The sequence below is a fragment of the Micromonospora sp. NPDC049559 genome (assembly GCF_040676675.1).
Taxonomy (GTDB): domain Bacteria; phylum Actinomycetota; class Actinomycetes; order Mycobacteriales; family Micromonosporaceae; genus JBFAPK01.
Genome location: NZ_JBFAPK010000013.1, coordinates 64,556 through 80,303, shown reverse-complemented (window position 1 = coordinate 80,303; position 15,748 = coordinate 64,556). Strand labels below are relative to the sequence as shown.

General features: G+C 73.0%; 13 protein-coding genes and 1 pseudogene. 2 read left to right on the top strand and 12 right to left on the bottom strand.

All coding sequences use genetic code 11. From position 1 onward, the window contains the following. Positions 1-83 precede the first annotated feature (83 nt). From AB0J86_RS16680 to AB0J86_RS16670, 3 genes are all read right to left on the bottom strand, one after another. Positions 84-1,859: an MFS transporter gene (locus tag AB0J86_RS16680; protein ID WP_363857875.1), complete on the bottom strand. Its 1,776-nt coding sequence runs from the start codon at positions 1,857-1,859 to the stop codon at positions 84-86. Positions 1,860-2,019: 160 nt separating this feature from the next. Further along, positions 2,020-2,598: a MarR family winged helix-turn-helix transcriptional regulator gene (locus AB0J86_RS16675; RefSeq protein WP_363857873.1), complete on the bottom strand. Its 579-nt coding sequence runs from the start codon at positions 2,596-2,598 to the stop codon at positions 2,020-2,022. A 128-nt stretch (positions 2,599-2,726) separates the two neighbouring features. Beyond that, positions 2,727-3,899, bottom strand: a complete 1,173-nt coding sequence (locus tag AB0J86_RS16670; protein ID WP_363857871.1) for a YncE family protein — start codon at positions 3,897-3,899, stop codon at positions 2,727-2,729. Between the two features lie 164 nt (positions 3,900-4,063). Here AB0J86_RS16670 and AB0J86_RS16665 point away from each other — a divergent pair, with 164 nt between their 5' ends. Further along, the gene (locus AB0J86_RS16665; protein ID WP_363857869.1) at positions 4,064-4,465 is read left to right on the top strand and encodes a hypothetical protein; all 402 of its coding nucleotides are present in this window, start codon (positions 4,064-4,066) and stop codon (positions 4,463-4,465) included. Positions 4,466-4,601: 136 nt separating this feature from the next. Here AB0J86_RS16665 and AB0J86_RS16660 read toward each other — a convergent pair whose 3' ends face one another. From AB0J86_RS16660 to pgsA, 7 genes and pseudogenes are all read right to left on the bottom strand, one after another. Then, entirely contained in the window at positions 4,602-5,351 is a 750-nt protein-coding gene (locus AB0J86_RS16660) for a YebC/PmpR family DNA-binding transcriptional regulator (RefSeq protein WP_363857867.1), read from the bottom strand. 840 nt (positions 5,352-6,191) lie between these two features. Continuing rightward, complete coding sequence (gene pdxT, locus AB0J86_RS16655; protein ID WP_363857865.1) at positions 6,192-6,797, bottom strand: pyridoxal 5'-phosphate synthase glutaminase subunit PdxT; 606 nt, start codon at positions 6,795-6,797, stop codon at positions 6,192-6,194. Positions 6,798-6,817: 20 nt separating this feature from the next. After that, on the bottom strand, positions 6,818-7,771 hold the full coding sequence (gene pdxS, locus AB0J86_RS16650; protein WP_363857863.1) for a pyridoxal 5'-phosphate synthase lyase subunit PdxS: 954 nt from the start codon (positions 7,769-7,771) through the stop codon (positions 6,818-6,820). Between the two features lie 319 nt (positions 7,772-8,090). Continuing rightward, positions 8,091-8,594, bottom strand: coding sequence for a hypothetical protein (locus AB0J86_RS16645; protein WP_363857861.1), 504 nt, complete (start codon positions 8,592-8,594; stop codon positions 8,091-8,093). Positions 8,595-8,655: 61 nt separating this feature from the next. Beyond that, positions 8,656-9,816, bottom strand: a complete 1,161-nt coding sequence (locus AB0J86_RS16640) for a glycosyltransferase family 4 protein (protein ID WP_363857860.1) — start codon at positions 9,814-9,816, stop codon at positions 8,656-8,658. A 155-nt stretch (positions 9,817-9,971) separates the two neighbouring features. After that, a pseudogene (locus AB0J86_RS16635) lies at positions 9,972-10,850 on the bottom strand (phosphatidylinositol mannoside acyltransferase); the annotation flags it as partial. Positions 10,851-10,854: 4 nt separating this feature from the next. After that, positions 10,855-11,484 (bottom strand): phosphatidylinositol phosphate synthase, encoded by a 630-nt coding sequence (gene pgsA / locus AB0J86_RS16630; protein ID WP_363857858.1) that lies wholly within the window; start codon positions 11,482-11,484, stop codon positions 10,855-10,857. Between the two features lie 252 nt (positions 11,485-11,736). On the opposite strand from pgsA, the gene AB0J86_RS16625 reads away from it, so the two are divergent. Next, a complete protein-coding gene (locus AB0J86_RS16625; RefSeq protein WP_363857857.1) occupies positions 11,737-13,899 on the top strand; it encodes an elongation factor G-like protein EF-G2 in 2,163 nt (720 codons plus the stop codon). A gap of 99 nt (positions 13,900-13,998) precedes the next feature. Here AB0J86_RS16625 and AB0J86_RS16620 read toward each other — a convergent pair whose 3' ends face one another. Together AB0J86_RS16620 and AB0J86_RS16615 are read right to left on the bottom strand one after the other, a co-directional pair. Next, positions 13,999-15,003 carry an aldo/keto reductase gene (locus AB0J86_RS16620; protein ID WP_363857855.1) on the bottom strand — a complete coding sequence of 335 codons (1,005 nt, stop codon included), beginning with the start codon at positions 15,001-15,003 and terminating at the stop codon, positions 13,999-14,001. A 132-nt stretch (positions 15,004-15,135) separates the two neighbouring features. After that, positions 15,136-15,609 (bottom strand): HIT domain-containing protein, encoded by a 474-nt coding sequence (locus AB0J86_RS16615; protein ID WP_363858018.1) that lies wholly within the window; start codon positions 15,607-15,609, stop codon positions 15,136-15,138. Between the last annotated feature and the right edge of the window lie 139 nt (positions 15,610-15,748).

Here is a 15,748-nt window from a genome sequence, read left to right as displayed (position 1 = left end):
GCTCCGGGTACGCGGAAGGGCCGGGTACGCGGAAGGGTCCCCGGTCGCGCGGGCGGCGACGACCGGAGACCCTTCCGACCGCCTCAGCTCGGGTTGTCGGTCAGCGGGGTGGCCGCCCTCGGCGTCGGGGTGAGCGGCTCCGCGCCGTAGAGCTCGTCCACCAGCTCGGACTCGCGGGTCACGAGGTCGGCCGGTGCGGCCGGCCTGCCGGCCGGGGTGAGCAGCGAGGCGATCGCGCCGACGACGGCCATCGCGATGGCGAGCCAGAACACGATCACCAGGCCGTCGTGGAACGGCACCGAGATCAGATGGGGGAAGAACTCGCGTCCGGTGAGCGTGTGCGCGTTCGCCGCCGGCAGCGTGTTCAGGATGGCCGGTCCGAGCAGCTGCTGGATCGGGTTGTAGCCGAGGAAGGCGGCGAAGAGCGTACCGACCGGTGGCAGCTGGGCGATGGTGTTCGCGGCGGAGGCCGGTACGCCCTGCGCGGTCAGCCCGGCGTCCAGCGTGCCCGGCAGCGAGCCGGCGAGACCGGCGACCATCAGCGAGAAGAAGACGCCGATGGAGAGGACCATACCGGCGTTCTGGAAGGTGGCCCGCATGCCGGAGGCGGCGCCGCGCAGCCGGGCCGGGACGCTCGACATCACCAGCGCGGTGTTCGGGGCGGCGAAGAGGCCGCCGCCGAGCCCGTTGAGGAAGACCAGCGCGGCGAAGACCCAGTAGTTGAAGTCGCTCGGGATGAGCAGCAGTCCGGCGAAGGACGCGGCCATCACGAGCAGGCCGCCCGCGGCGAAGAGCCGGGCGCCGAAGCGGTCCGAGAGCGCGCCGGAGAGCGGTCCGGCGGCAAGGAACCCGACGGTGAGCGGCAGTAGGTAGATGCCGGCCCAGAGCGGGGTGCGCTCGTAGTCGTACCCGTGCAGCGGCAGCCAGATTCCCTGCAACCAGATGATCAGCATGAACTGGAGCCCGCCCCGGGCGATCGAGCCGAGCAGGCCGGCCGCGTTGCCGCTGGAGAAGGCGGCAATCTTGAACAGGCCGAGCGGGAACATCGGCTCCGCCACCCGGGTCTCGATCAGGCAGAAGAGCGCGAGTACGGCGCCGCCGCCGATCAGCCCGGCCAGCACCCACGGGTTGGTCCAGCCCATGGTGTGCCCGCCGTAGGGCTGGATGCCGTACGTGATGCCGGCCAGCAGCGCGGTCAGTCCCACGGCGAAGGTGAGGTTGCCCCACCAGTCGATCCTCGCCTTGACCCGTACGCCCGCGTCGCGCAGCGAACGGTAGGCCCAGACGGTACCGATGATGCCGATCGGCACGTTGACCCAGAAGACCGAGCGCCAGTTCCACTCGCTGAGCACGCCGCCGAGGACCAGGCCGATGAAGGACCCGGCGATACCGGCGACGATGTTGATGCCGAGCGCGGTGCCCCGCTGCTTGGCCGGGAAGACGTCGGTGATGATCGCGGCGGAGTTCGCCATCAGCATCGAGCCGCCGACGGCCTGCAACACCCGCCAGCCGATCAGCCAGAGCGCGCCGCCGCCGCCGTCCAGCGGGTCGAGCGAGAGCACGATCGAGGTGATCGTGAAGAGGGCGAAGCCGGCGTTGTAGATGCGTACCCGGCCGTACATGTCGCCGAGCCGGCCGAGCGTCACCACCAGCACCGCCGTGACGAGCATGTAGCCCATCAACATCCAGAGCAGGTAGCTGACGTTGGCGGGCTGCAACGGGTCGACGTGGATCCCGTTGAAGATCGCCGGCAGGGAGATCAACACGATCGACGAGTTGATCGTGGCCAGCAGCATGCCCAGGGTGGTGTTGGAGAGGGCGATCCACTTGTACCGCGGATGCTCCACGCCCCCGCTCATCACGCCCCGCACACCCGCGCCCGTACGGGCGCCGCCCCGAGCGGATCCAGTCGATGCCATTACGTCCCATTCCCTCGTTCGAGGCGTGACGCCTCGCTCACGGCGCCCACGCCCGGCCCGGCGGCGGAATCACCCGACCGGACGGCGCGGCGCGCCCCAACTAGCCGGCGGAACCGGCGGGCGGCCCGGAGAGCCTTCCGGCGAGCCGGTCCAGGACCTCCAGCGACCGGGTGATCGCCGCCCGGTCCTCGGCGGGCAGGTCGGCCAGGAGCCCGGAGAGCTTCCCGGCGCGCTCCCGGCGCCGGCGGAGGATCGACTCGCGGCCCGCCGCGGTGATCTCGACGACCACGACCCGCCCGTCCGCGGGGTCGCCGCGACGCTGCGCCAACCCCTCGCGCTCCAGCCGGGAGACCAGCTGGGTCATGCCCGGCTGGGTCACCCCCTCCGCCGCCGCCAGCTCGGAGAGGCGGTGCGGGCCCAGGTCATCCAGGCGGACGAGCGTGGCGACCGTGGTGAGGCTCATCCCGTCGGGGGCGGTCAGCCGCCGCAGTACCCGGGTGAAGCGCTCCACGGCCGTCGCCAGCCGGACGACGTCGGCGTCGGTCCCGCCGCCGCCCGCGCCGCTTCCGGCGTCACCGGCGGCGTCGGTTCCGGTGTCGTCGACGGCGCCGGTTCCGCTGTCGTCAGCGGCACCGCCGGCCACGACCTCCGCCTCGGCCGACCAAGATCCAGATTCCACTCGGTCAGTTATATCAGCTGCTTATAGAAGCGGCTTATGGTTTGCGACACAGTCGGGTCGCGGGGATCGACGCGCGTCGCGACGGCCGGCCAGCCAGCCGCTCGGGCGCCCGGGCGGCGCGGGCCCGGTCAGCGGATGTTGCCGGTGTGGCCCAGCGAGTACCGGCCGGGCTGCGGCCAGATGGTCAGCCCGTGCGGGCCGTTGCCGGCCGGGATGCGGGCCAGCAGCCTCCCGTCCGCGGTGCTCAGCACGTACACCTCGTTGTGGTAGCGGCCGGAGAGCCAGAGTTCACGACCGTCGGCGGAGAGCCCGCCCATGTCCGGGCTGCCGCCGCCGGGGATCCGCCAGGTGGCCGTCGGCTTGAGCGTGGCCAGGTCGAGCACGGTGATGCTGCCCTCGTCCCGGTTGGTGACGTACCCGGAGCGGCCGTCGCGGCTGAAGTAGATCCCGTGCGCGCCCCGACCGGTCGGGATGAAGCCGGTCTGCCGGGTCGCCGCGCCGTCGAAGACGTAGACGCCGTGGGCGTGCATGTCCGCCACCAGGAAGTGCCGCCCGTCCGGGGTGAGCCGGGTGTCCTGGGGCATGCCGTCGCGCACCACGGTCAGGTCGAACTGTCGCAGCTTGCGGGCGGACGCGGTGTCCAGCACCAGCATCCGGTTGGCGAACTCGCAGCTGAACAGCATCGTCTTGCCGTCGACCGAGTAGTCCATGTGGTTGATGCCGGTGCACTCGGGGAAGCGCGCGGAGCGGGTCTTGCGCCAGGTCCGCGCGTCGTAGAAGTCCAACCGCTGGTACGCCTCGGCAACCACGATCGCCTCGCGCCCGTCCGGGGTGAAGTAGAGGTTGTAGACGTCCTCAAGGTTGCGGAAGGCGCCCGGCTTGCCGGTACGCGGGTCGATCGGGATCACTCCCCCGGTGGGGATCTTGCTGGAGGCGACGTACAGCGTGCGCAGGTCGTACGAGGGGACCACGTGCTGCGGTTCCGGCCCGCCGGGGAACTTGTCCACCACCTTGCGGGTGGCCGGGTCGATCACCCAGACGTCGTCGCCCTTGGTGTTCGGCACGTAGACCAGCGGCCTGTCGCCGCGCACGGCCGGGCTGAGCATGTCGGGACCGGCCGCCGCGTAGACGTCGGCGCGGGACGGGTACGCCGGCATCCCGGGCAGCAGGGCGGGACCGGCCGGCAGCGGCGAGCGGGACTCGCGCAGCGCGGCGGCCGGCTTCCGACCTCCGGTACAGCCGGCGACCGCGCAGAGCAGCAGCGCTACGAGCGCGACGCCGATCCGGTCACCCCTGCTCACAATTCGTGATGCTAGGCCCGGCCACGTGTTGATCATGGAGTTCTGGCCGGAACAAACCCCATCGACACCGGCGAACCGGCCGGCCACAACTCCATGATCGGCGGACCCGGGGGGGCCACAAACTCGATCGTCGGCGGAGCGAACCCGTGTCAGGATCGACGGCCATGAGCCCACCCGACGCGACGTACCTGCGCGCGCTCGCGGACGAGTGCGTGGACCTGGTCTCCCGGCAGTTCAGCCGTCGACTCGACTGGTCGCCGGAGAGCCTGTCGACGCTCGACGAGATCTGCGCCGAACTACTCGCCGACGGGCCGCTCGTGGGCGAGCGCCGCGACCTGTGGTGGCAGCTGATCGGCGCCTACACCGGCGAGGTGACGATCCGGGCCCACGGCGGCGAGTGGATCGAGCACGAGCGGGCACCCGGCGTGCCGGCCGTCTCGGCGCTCGGCGTGACCGGGTTTCCGTTCGGACTGGCCGCCCGGGTCCTGGACGGCGAGCCGTACAAGAGCCTCGCCTCGTTCTCGCGCGCCCTGCCGGCCATCGCGGAGCGGACGAGCCGCGACTGACCGCCGCGGCCGGACCGGCCGGACGCGGCGCGGCGCCAGCGCGGCGCCACCGGACCCGGGGACACCAGGCACCGGCCCGGACATGGAAACGCGCCGCCGAGCCGCGTGACCGGCTCGACGGCGCCCGGGACCGAGGTCAGCCGACGGCGGCCATGACCTCGTCGGAGACGTCGAAGTTCGCGTAGACGTTCTGCACGTCGTCGCAGTCCTCCAGCACGTCGATCAGCTTGAAGATCTTGCGCGCGCCCTCCTCGTCGAGCGGCACGTTGACGCTCGGCACCAGGGAGGACTCGGCCGACTCGTACTCGATGCCGGCGTCCTGCAGTGCGGTACGCACCGGGATCAGGTCGGCCGGCTCGGAGACCACCTCGTACGCCTCGCCGAGGTCGTTGACCTCCTCCGCGCCGGCGTCCAGCACGGCCAGGAGCACGTCGTCCTCGGAGAGCCCGGCCTTCGGCACGATCACGACGCCCTTGCGGGAGAAGAGGTACGACACCGAGCCCGCGTCCGCCAGCGAGCCGCCGTTGCGGGTCAGCGCGGTACGTACCTCGGTCGCCGCGCGGTTCCGGTTGTCGGTCAGGCACTCGATCAGCAGCGCCACGCCGTTCGGGCCGTAGCCCTCGTACATCACCGTCTGCCAGTCCGCGCCGCCGGCCTCCAGGCCGGAGCCGCGCTTGACCGCGCGGTCGATGTTGTCGTTCGGTACCGAGTTCTTCTTCGCCTTCTGGATGGCGTCGTAGAGGGTCGGGTTACCGGCCGGGTCGCCGCCGCCGGTACGGGCCGCCACCTCGACGTTCTTGATCAGCTTGGCGAACATCTTGCCGCGCTTGGCGTCGATGACCGCCTTCTTGTGCTTGGTCGTCGCCCACTTTGAGTGGCCGGACATCTACAACCTCCATTGCTACCCGCCGTATGGCGTCGACTGCGTACCGCGCCGCCCCCACGCCCGCCGCCATGGCGGACCGGCGTACGCGAGATCGACGGTCGGCTCTGGACGGAGGCCGCGGCGTTGGGGTTACCCCACGGAACAGCGGCAATCCTACCGACGCTACCCCGATCGGTGTCACATGCCGGTACCGACCCGCGCCGCGAACCAGCGGCGGCGGATACGAACGGCGATTACCGCGAGATCATATTGTCTGGGTGGTCCCACGATCGTCACGACGACCCGCGGCGCCGGTCCCGGCCTCGGAAGAGCCAAGGCCGCAGGCGGTCGGGATATTCCCTCCGGCGGCCGGCGGAGGGGTCGGGACCAGCCGAAACGCCCCGGGGGCCGGTCCGCCGGGCCACCGCTACGGCAAGATCAGATTGTATCCGTGGTGGTACGTCCGTCCGGCCACCCGCACCGGATGGCCGAGCGGCAACCTCGGCTCCGACAGGTCCGGGATCGGCACCCGCGCCGAGGCCCACGCGTCGGCGTCGATCTCCAGATCGAGACTCGTCGCCAGCTCACCCCCTGGAACACCTCCAGCCGCGCGGACTCGATCGGGGCCTCGTCGTCGCCGAGCATCTCGTCCAGCGCCCGGCGCAGCTGGGCCGGATCGGTGAGGACGAGACTCTCCTCCGAGGTGTCGCCGCTGTTGCCGCAGGACCCGCTCGGCCTCGCCGCGCTCCCCGGCGGCCGACAGCACGCGCGACAGCTCCACGGCAGCAGAAGACATCGGGCAATCATGTCACCGGGGTCGATAGCCGGCAGGCCGCCGGCCCCCTTCCGGGGGCCGGGCGGTCAGCCGGCGTTGCGTACCAGGTCGACGAAGTACCGGTGCACCCGGAGGTCACCGGTCAGCTCCGGGTGGAACGAGGTGGCGAGCAGGTTGCCCTGCCGTACCGCGACGATCCGGTCGGCGGCCGGTCCGTCGGTGACCCGCCCGAGCACCTGGACCTCGTCGCCCACCCGCTCCACCCAGGGGGCCCGGATGAAGACCGCGTGGAACCGGGGCCCGGGAAGACCGTCGATCTCGACCGGCGCCTCGAACGAGTCGACCTGCCGGCCGAACGCGTTGCGTCGCACGGTCATCTCGATCCCGTCGAAGCCGCGCTGGTCGGGACGTCCGTCCAGGACCTCGGTGGCCAGCATGATCATGCCGGCGCAGGAGCCGTAGGCCGGCATCCCGCCCGCGATCCGCTTGCGGATCGGCTCCAGCAGGCCGAACTCGTCGGCGAGCTTGCTCATCGTGGTCGACTCGCCGCCCGGGATCACCAGGCCGTCGACCTCCTCCAGTTCCTCGGGTCGCCGTACGCCCCGGGCCCGCGCGCCGGAACCCGTCAGCGCGCGTACGTGCTCGCGCACGTCACCCTGGAGCGCGAGCACGCCGACGACCGGCTCAGCCACGCCAGTGGTCATCGGCCCGGTCACCAGCCCCGCTCGGCGAGCCGGTGCGGAACGGGGATCTCGTCCACGTTGAGGCCGACCATCGCCTCGCCCAGGCCACGGGAGACCTTGGCCAGCACGTCCGGGTCGTCGTAGAAGGTGGTCGCCTTCACGATCGCCGCGGCCCGCTGGGCCGGGTTGCCGGACTTGAAGATCCCGGAGCCGACGAAGACGCCCTCCGCGCCGAGCTGCATCATCATGGCCGCGTCGGCCGGGGTGGCGATGCCACCCGCGGTGAAGAGCACCACCGGCAGCTTGCCGGTCTCGGCCACCTCGCGGACCAGCTCGTACGGGGCCTGCAGCTCCTTCGCCGCCACGTACAGCTCGTCGGCGGGGAGCGAGCTGAGGCGGCGGATCTCGTCGCGGATCTTGCGCATGTGGGTGGTGGCGTTCGAGACGTCGCCGGTGCCCGCCTCGCCCTTGGAGCGGATCATCGCGGCGCCCTCGGTGATCCGGCGCAGCGCCTCGCCGAGGTTGGTGGCACCGCAGACGAAGGGGACGGTGAACGCCCACTTGTCGATGTGGTTGGCGTAGTCGGCCGGGGTGAGCACCTCGGACTCGTCGACGTAGTCGACGCCGAGCGCCTGGAGGATCTGCGCCTCGACGAAGTGGCCGATGCGCGCCTTGGCCATGACCGGGATGGAGACCGCGTTGATGATCCCGTCGATCATGTCGGGGTCGCTCATCCGGGAGACCCCGCCCTGGGCGCGGATGTCGGCCGGTACCCGCTCCAGCGCCATGACGGCGACGGCGCCCGCGTCCTCGGCGATCTTCGCCTGCTCCGGGGTGACCACGTCCATGATCACACCGCCCTTGAGCATGTCGGCCATGCCCCGCTTCACCCGGGACGTACCGACGACCGGCGTGGCGGTGAGGGACTGCTCGGCATCCCCGGCCGGCTGGACCGGACCGGACTGGGTGGCGGACTCGGACACGAGTTATCGCTCCTCAAAGGCGGTGAAAAGGGTTCCTCACGATGCTACCGCCGGATCCGGGACGGCTCCGACAGCCAATCGACCCCCCGGTGGCCTGCCCTGTGGCGACCGTCACCCGCAGGGCGGGCGGGAGGGACGCTGCCGGTGCCGGCGGACCGCGGCGGTCGCCTCGGGGGTACAGCAACGCGCCCCGGCCGGCCATTCCCCGTCGCCGGGGTCACGCCGGGCCGGTGCCGGCCGGAGCGGGCCGGGGTCGCGCCGGGCCGGTGCCGGCCGGTGTCGCGCCGAGCCGGGGTCGGCTGGGGCGGGGCGGGGGTCGTCAGCCGACCGGCAGGTCGGGCTGGGTGATCAGGGTCGGGTCGTCGACGTCGAAGTAGCGCGGACGCTCGTGCTTGCGTGCCATCCGGAACAACCGGACGATCGGGCGTCGGCGCGCGGAAAGCGCGTCCCGCACCAGGTCGGTATGGACCTGGCGGGCCAGCGCCAGCCGGCGACTGGCGGCTACCACCGGCTCGACCGCCGGGTCGTCGGCGGCCAGCGGCATGTTCCGCAGCTGCCGGGTCAGGTCGTTCTCCGCCGCCTCCCGCTCCTCGGGTCCGGCGTCCAGCGCGATGCGGGCCGCCGCGTACAGCTCGGTGGCGTACCGCTCCTCCGCCAGTACCGCCGCGGCGGCCGCGCGCCGCAGCAGGTGCGCGTCGAGAGCCCGCGCCGCCGCGGCGACCCGCGAGTGCAACCGCTCCACCCGGGCCGCCGTCCACACCAGGTACGCCGACACCAGGACCACTCCGGCCAGTACCGCCACCACCCACCGCATGTCCGGCATCGTAGTGTCGCCCCCTTTCCGCCGCCCGGGGCGCGGCGCGCTCCCGGCGCCCCGGCCCAGCTCAGCGCGGTTCGACCCACTCCTCGTCGAGGACCCGGCCGTCGGTGGCCTCGATCGCGGTGGCGTACACCTCCAGGACCCGGCGGGCCACCACCGGCCAGTCGAAGCCCGCCACCACCTGCCGGCCGCACGCCGCCAGCTCGGCGCGGCGGTCCGGGTCGTCCAGCAGCCCGGCGAGGACCCGGCGCAGCGCCACCGCGTCGCCGGTGGGGAAGAGCTCGCCGGCGCGGCCGCCGTCGAGCACCCGGCGGAACGCGTCGAGGTCGCTGGCCACGACCGTGGTACCGGCCGCCATCGCCTCGGTGAGGATCATCCCGAACGACTCGCCGCCGGTGTTCGGCGCGACGTAGAGGTCCACGCTGCGCAGCATCCGCGCCTTGTCCTCCTCGGAGACCTTGCCGAGGAACGTGATCCGCGAGTGCAGCTCGGCCGGCACGTCCTCGTAGAGCTCCTCCGCCTCGCCCGGACCCGCGACCAGCAGCCGCAGCCCCGGCCGATGCGGCGCGAGCGCCACGAACGCCTCGCGCAGCACGGCGAACCCCTTGCGCGGCTCGGTGAAGCGGCCGAGGAAGCCGATCGTCCCGCCCTGCCCGGTGGTGCAGGTACCGGGCCAGCCGGGCAGCGGTACGGCGTCGGCGAACTTCGCCACCGCGACCCCGTTCGGGATCTCCACCGCTCCCCCGTCCAGGTGCTCGACCTGGACCTTGCGGGCCGAGGCGCTGACCGCGATCCGCGCCGTGATCCGTTCCAGCACCAGCTGGAGGATGCCCTGGGCGGCGGCGAGCGCCCGGGAGCGGGTCATCGCGGTGTGGAAGGTGGCCACCACCGGTCCCCGCGCGCTGAGCACCGCCAGCAGCGAGACGCTCAGCACGAACGGCTCGTGCACGTGCAGCACGTCGAACTCGCCCCGGGCCAGCCAGCGGCGTACCCGGGCGGTGGAGACCGGGCCGAAGGTGATGCGGGCGACCGACCCGTTGTACGGGAACGGCACCGACCGGCCGGCCGGGACCACGTACGGCGGGAGCGGGGCGTCCTCGTCGGCCGGAGCGAGCACGCTCACCTCGTGCCCGAGGCCGATCAGCGCCTCGGCGAGGTCCAGCACGTGGTTCTGCACCCCGCCCGGTACGTCGAACGAGTACGGGCAGACGATGCCGATCCGCACTACGACCCTCCCCCTCAGGCCTGCCCGGGTGTCACGGGCGGCCTCGTCGCGGACGCTTCCGGGCTCGCCGAGGAGGCGCCGGTCGCGGCCGCCCCCGCCGCCGCGACCCCGCCCGGAGACCCGGCGACCCCGTCCGCGGGGGCGGTCGGGCCGGGCTCGTCCAGCCAGAGCCGTTGCAGCATGTGCCAGTCCTCGGGATGCCGGGCGATGCCGGCGGCGATCAGGTCGGCGATCCGCTGGGTCACCTCGCGAACCCGCTGATCGAGCGGGCCGGAGTCCGGGTCGGGCAGCGGGATCGGCCCCTCCAGCAGGCCCCGCGCCCGCTCCGGCTCGTACCACAGGGAGGCGACGTAGAGCGGCGCCCCGGTACGGATGGCCAGCAGCGCGGGACCGGCCGGCATCCGGGTCCGGCCGCCGAAGAAGGTCACCTCGACGCCCCGGGCCGACAGGTCCCGCTCGGCCAGCAGCGGGACCACGTGCCCGGCCCGCAGCCGCTCCACGAGCACGTCGAACGGGGGTCGCTCGCCGCCGCTGGCCGGCAGGATCTCCATCCCGAGCCGCTTTCGGAAGGCGAGGAACCGCTGGTACACGCCCTCGGGCCGGAGGCGTTCCATGACGGTGGTCAGCGGCCACCCCCGCGCCGCCACCCAGGCGCCGGCCGCGTCCCAGTTGCCCGAGTGCGGCAGCGCGACCACCACGCCGCGACCGGCCGCCACGGCGGCGGCCAACTCCTCCTCGCCGTCCAGCCGGAAGGCGTCACGCACCTGCTCGCGGCTGAGCGACGGGAGGCGGAACGCCTCCATCCAGTAGCGCGCGTAGGAGCGCATGGCCCGGCGGGTCAGCTCGGCCAGCTCCGCCTCGGGCAGGTCGGGGCCGACGACCCGACGCAGGTTGGCGGCGAGCCGGGTGACCCCGCGGCCCCCGCCGCGGTACGCGCGGTCCGCGCCGGCCCGGAACGCCGCCGCGGCGACGGGTCGGGGCAGCGCGCGCACCAGCCGCCAGCCGGCCAGGTAGCCGAACTCGACCAGGTTCACCAGGTCACGCGTCCACGCTGACCTTGGCGTCCCGGGCCTGCCCGTGGACGTGGGCGACGCGCTGACCGACCGTGATCACCGAGAGCACCGCGAGAATCCAGAGCACGGCCGACAGGCCCCAGTCGAGCCCCACCGCGCTGAGCAGGCCGCCGACGCCGACGGTGATCAGTCGCTCGGGGCGCTCGGCGATGCCGACGTTGCAGGTCATCCCCAGTCCCTCGGCGCGGGCCTTCACGTACGAGACGACCTGGCCGGCGGCGAGGCAGATCAGCGCGGCCACCAGGCCGAGGCGGTCGTCCTGGGTGGCGAGCCAGTACGCCACGGCGCCGAAGATGGCGCTGTCGGCGATCCGGTCCATGCTCGAGTCGAGGAAGGCACCGAAGCGGCTGGTGCCGCCGCGCAGCCGGGCCATCGTCCCGTCGAGCATGTCGGTCAGCGCCGACAGGGTGACGATGATCAGTCCGGGGATGAACTGGCCGCGGGCGCCGAAGCCGATGGCGCCGACGAGCACGCCGACGGTACCGGCCACCGTGACCGTGTTGGGGGACACTCCGGCCCGCAGCAGACTGCGGGCGAGTGGCTCGACGACGCGGGTCATGCCGGCGCGCACCGAGACTCTGAAGATCTTCGCCATGGCGGTCCCACGATAACCGTCGGTGGCCCGGAGGCGGTACGACCGGTCGTGCTTACTTCGCGCTACGGGGTTGTGCCAGCTCGCGGGCGGGTGTGGGATCGGAAGAACGAGTGACCCAGGTCACCCGCGTGAACCGTCCCGTACCCGGCACAACGCACGCCACCCGAGGATATCGCCGCGGATTCCGCCCGGGCCGCTTCCCCGTCGCGCGCGGCGGTCGTCACCAACCACCGGCTGAGGGAGGTGCGCCCCATGGCGCAGAGGAGTCAGGAGAAGGGGGTCACCGGCGGCGCGCCGGTGGTGGACGAGCCCGGCAGGGTTCGCAACGTGGTGCTCGTCGGGCACTCCGGCGCCGGCAAGACGACCCTGGTCGAGGCGCTGCTCGCCGCGACCGGCACGGTCGACCGGGCCGGTACCGTCACTGACGGCACCACGGTCTGCGACCACGACCCGGCCGCCGTGCGCCAGCAGCGCTCGGTGACGCTCGCCTGCGCGCCCGTACTGCACGACGGAATCAAGGTCAATTTGCTGGACACCCCCGGCTACGCCGACTTCGTCGGTGAGCTGCGCGCCGGGCTGCGCGCCGCCGACGCCGCGCTCTTCGTCGTCTCCGCCGTCGACGGCATGGACGCCGCCACCGCCGCCCTGTGGGAGGAGTGCGCGGCCGTCGACATGCCCCGGGCCGTGGCCGTCGCCCGGCTGGACCATCCGCGCGCCGACTTCGACGAGACGGTGGCGCTCTGCCAGCGGGTCTTCGGCGACAACGTGCTCCCGCTCTACCTGCCGATGCTCGGCGACGACGGCGTCTCCGTGGCCGGCCTGCTCGGCCTGATCACCCGGCGGGTCTTCGACTACACCGGAGGGCTGCCGCCGGCGGTACGCGAGCCCGACCCCGAGCACCTGCCCGCCATCGGGGAGGCCCGCGACGAGCTGATCGAGGGGATCATCGCCGAGAGCGAGGACGAGACCCTGATGGACCGGTACCTCGGCGGCGAGGAGATCGAGCCGGCGGTGCTGATCGAGGACCTGGAGAAGGCGGTCGCCCGGGGGCACTTCTACCCGGTGATCCCGGTCTGCGCGGGCACCGGGGTCGGCCTGGACGCGCTGCTGGAGGTGCTGACCGCGGCCTTCCCCTCGCCGCTGGAGCACGACCTGCCGGTGGTGACCGGGGTCGACGGTTCCCCCCGGCCGCCGCTGACCTGCGACCCGGAGGGGCCGCTGGTGGCCGAGGTGGTCAAGACCACCGTGGACCGGCACGTCGGACGGGTCAGCCTGGTCCGGGTCTTCTCCGGCACGCTCCGCCCCGACCAGGTCGTCCACGTCTCCGGGCACGGCCTGGCCGGGCGCGGGCACCCCGACCACGACGCCGACGAGCGCGTCGCCCACGTGTACGCGCCGCTGGGCGCCGCGCTGCGCGAGGTGCCGGCCTGCGTGGCCGGCGACATCTGCGCGATCACCAAGTCGGGCAGCGCGGAGACCGGTGACACCATCTCCGGCAAGGACCAGCCGCTGCTGATCGCCCCGTGGGAGATGCCCGAGCCGCTGCTGCCGGTGGCGATCGTGGCCCGCAGCCGGGCCGACGAGGACGCCCTGGCCAAGAACCTGGCCCGGCTGGTCGCCGGCGACCCGACGCTGCGGCTGGAGCGCAATCCGGAGACCCACCAGCTGGTCCTCTGGTGCATGGGCGAGGCGCACGCCGACGTGGTGCTCGACCGGCTCCGCTCCGGCGGGGTGGAGCTGGAGACCGAACCGGTACGGGTGGCGCTGCGCGAGACCTTCACGGCCGGGTCGAAGGGGCACGGGCGACACGTGAAGCAGTCCGGCGGGCACGGCCAGTACGCGGTGGCCGACATCGAGGTGGAGCCGCTGCCGCGCGGCGCGGGGTTCGAGTTCGTGGACCGGGTCGTCGGCGGCGCCGTGCCGCACAACTACATCCCGTCGGTGGAGAAGGGCGTACGCGCCCAGATGGAGCGCGGCATCGTCGCCGGCTACCCGGTGGTCGACGTGCGGGTGACCCTCTTCGACGGCAAGGCGCACAGCGTGGACTCCTCCGACGCGGCGTTCCAGACCGCCGGCGCGCTGGCCCTTCGGGACGCGGCCGAGAAGGGGCAGCTCACGCTGCTGGAGCCGGTGGACGAGGTGACGATCCGGGTGCCGGACTCGTTCGTCGGCGCGGTGATGAGCGACCTCTCCGGCCGGCGCGGCCGGGTGCTCGGTACCGAGCCGGACGGCGACGGGGTCGAGCGGACGCTGGTACGCGCCGAGGTGCCCGCCACCGAGCTGCTCCGGTACGCGGTCGAGCTGCGCTCGATGACCTCGGGGATCGGTACCTTCCGGCGCCGGTTCGTCCGTCACGAGCCGATGCCGGCCCACCTGGTCGAGCAGGCCACGAAGCTGGCCACGAGCGCCCAGTGACCTCGTCGATCTAGGGCAAATCCTGGTGATTGGAGATCCACTAGCAGGGATTTGCCCTAGATCGACGGGGAGGGGCGGGGCGCGGGGCGGGCGCGGGGGTTAGTGCGTCTGGACCACACGGATCGCGGCCAGCAGGCGCTCCACCTCGGCGAACTGCTCCGGGGCGAGCGGACCGCGGGCGAGCGCGGCGGCGTTCTCCTCCAGCTGCGCGACGGTACGGCAGCCGGGGATCGGTACCGCCCGGCCGCTGCGCGCCCAGATCCAGCCGAGCGCGCCCTGGGCGAGGGTACGGCCGTCCGCGGTGAGCGCGTCCCGGACCGCGCCGACCCGGCGCAGCCACTCCGGTGCGGGCCGGCCGCCCCGGAACCAGTCCAGCCACTGCGGGGCCACGCCGCGCACGTCGTCGGCGCCCAGCGTCGTGGTCGCCGTGTACTTGCCGGTCAGCAGGCCCATCCCGAGCGGTCCCCGGTTGATGCTGGCCAGCTCGTACTTGTCGCAGACGGCGAGCACGTCCGGCGCGTCCTGCAACACCGACAGGGAGTGCTGGATCGCGGTGGCGTGCTCGCCGCCGACGGCGTACGCCTCGGCCCGGTCGGCGAAGTCGGTGCTCCACCCGTACGACCGGATCTTGCCCTCGGCGACGAGCCCCTCCAGCGTCTCCAGCAGCGCCTCGGCCCGGCCGATCGGCAGGTCGTTGAGGTGCAGCTGGTAGAGGTCGATCCGGTCGGTGTCCAGCCGGCGCAACGACGCCTCCACCGCCCGGCGCAGGTACTCCGGCGACGCGTCGGGGCCGGTGGCCTGCCGGGTCGCCTCGTCGAAGGTGTTGCCCCACTTGGTGGCGATCACCGCCTCGTCGCGCCGGCCCGCGAGCGCCCGGCCGAGCACCCGCTCGCTGTGCCCGGCGCCGTACGTGTCGGCGGTGTCGAAGAGCGTGACCCCGAGCTCCAACGCCCGCCGCACCGTACGCACCGACTCGTCGTCGTCGACCTGTCCCCAGCCCAGGGGCTGCTCACCGGCGTACCAGGGTCCGCCGATGGCCCAGCAGCCCATGCCCAGCGCGCTGACCTCGATGCCGCTGCGCCCCAGAATGCGCGTGGTATCCATGCCCGCGATCCTGTCACTTCGAGTGCGCTGGAAGACAAGGGCCGGCCATGCCGGGCCGGCCCGGCGACGCTGGACGGGTCACGGTGCCCGGTCAGCCCGGCCAGGCGCCGCTGGGCGGGTCGCGGTGCCGCGTCAGCCCGGCCAGGCGACGCTGAGCAGGTCGCGGGTGTCGTGCAGCAGCTGGGGCAGCACCTTGGTGCGCCCGATGACCGGCATGAAGTTGGCGTCGCCGCCCCAGCGGGGCACCACGTGCTGGTGCAGGTGGTTGGCGATGCCGGCGCCGGCCACCCCGCCCTGGTTCATCCCGATGTTGAAGCCGTGGGCGCTGCTGACCTGCCGGATCACGCGCATCGCGGTCTGGGTGGCGGTGGCCAGCTCCGCCGTCTCCCCCGGTTCCAGTTCGGTGTAGTCGGCCACGTGCCGGTACGGGCAGACCAGCAGGTGTCCGGGGTTGTACGGGTAGAGGTTGAGCACCACGAAGACCAGCTCGCCCCGGGCGACCACGAGGCTGGTCTCGCTCGGCTGGCTCGGGGCGAGGCAGAACGGGCAACCGGAGGGCTTCTCGTACCCCTCGGCGGGCCGCTCCTGCCCGGAGATGTACGTCATCCGGTGCGGCGTCCAGAGCCGCTCCAGCCCGTCGGGCAGACCAACGTCCGGCTGCTGCCGTTCCACCCCTGTCACGCCGATGATCCTACTGACCGGTCGGCGGACACCGTCCGCGCGTGCCCGCGGGCCGCGCCCGCCC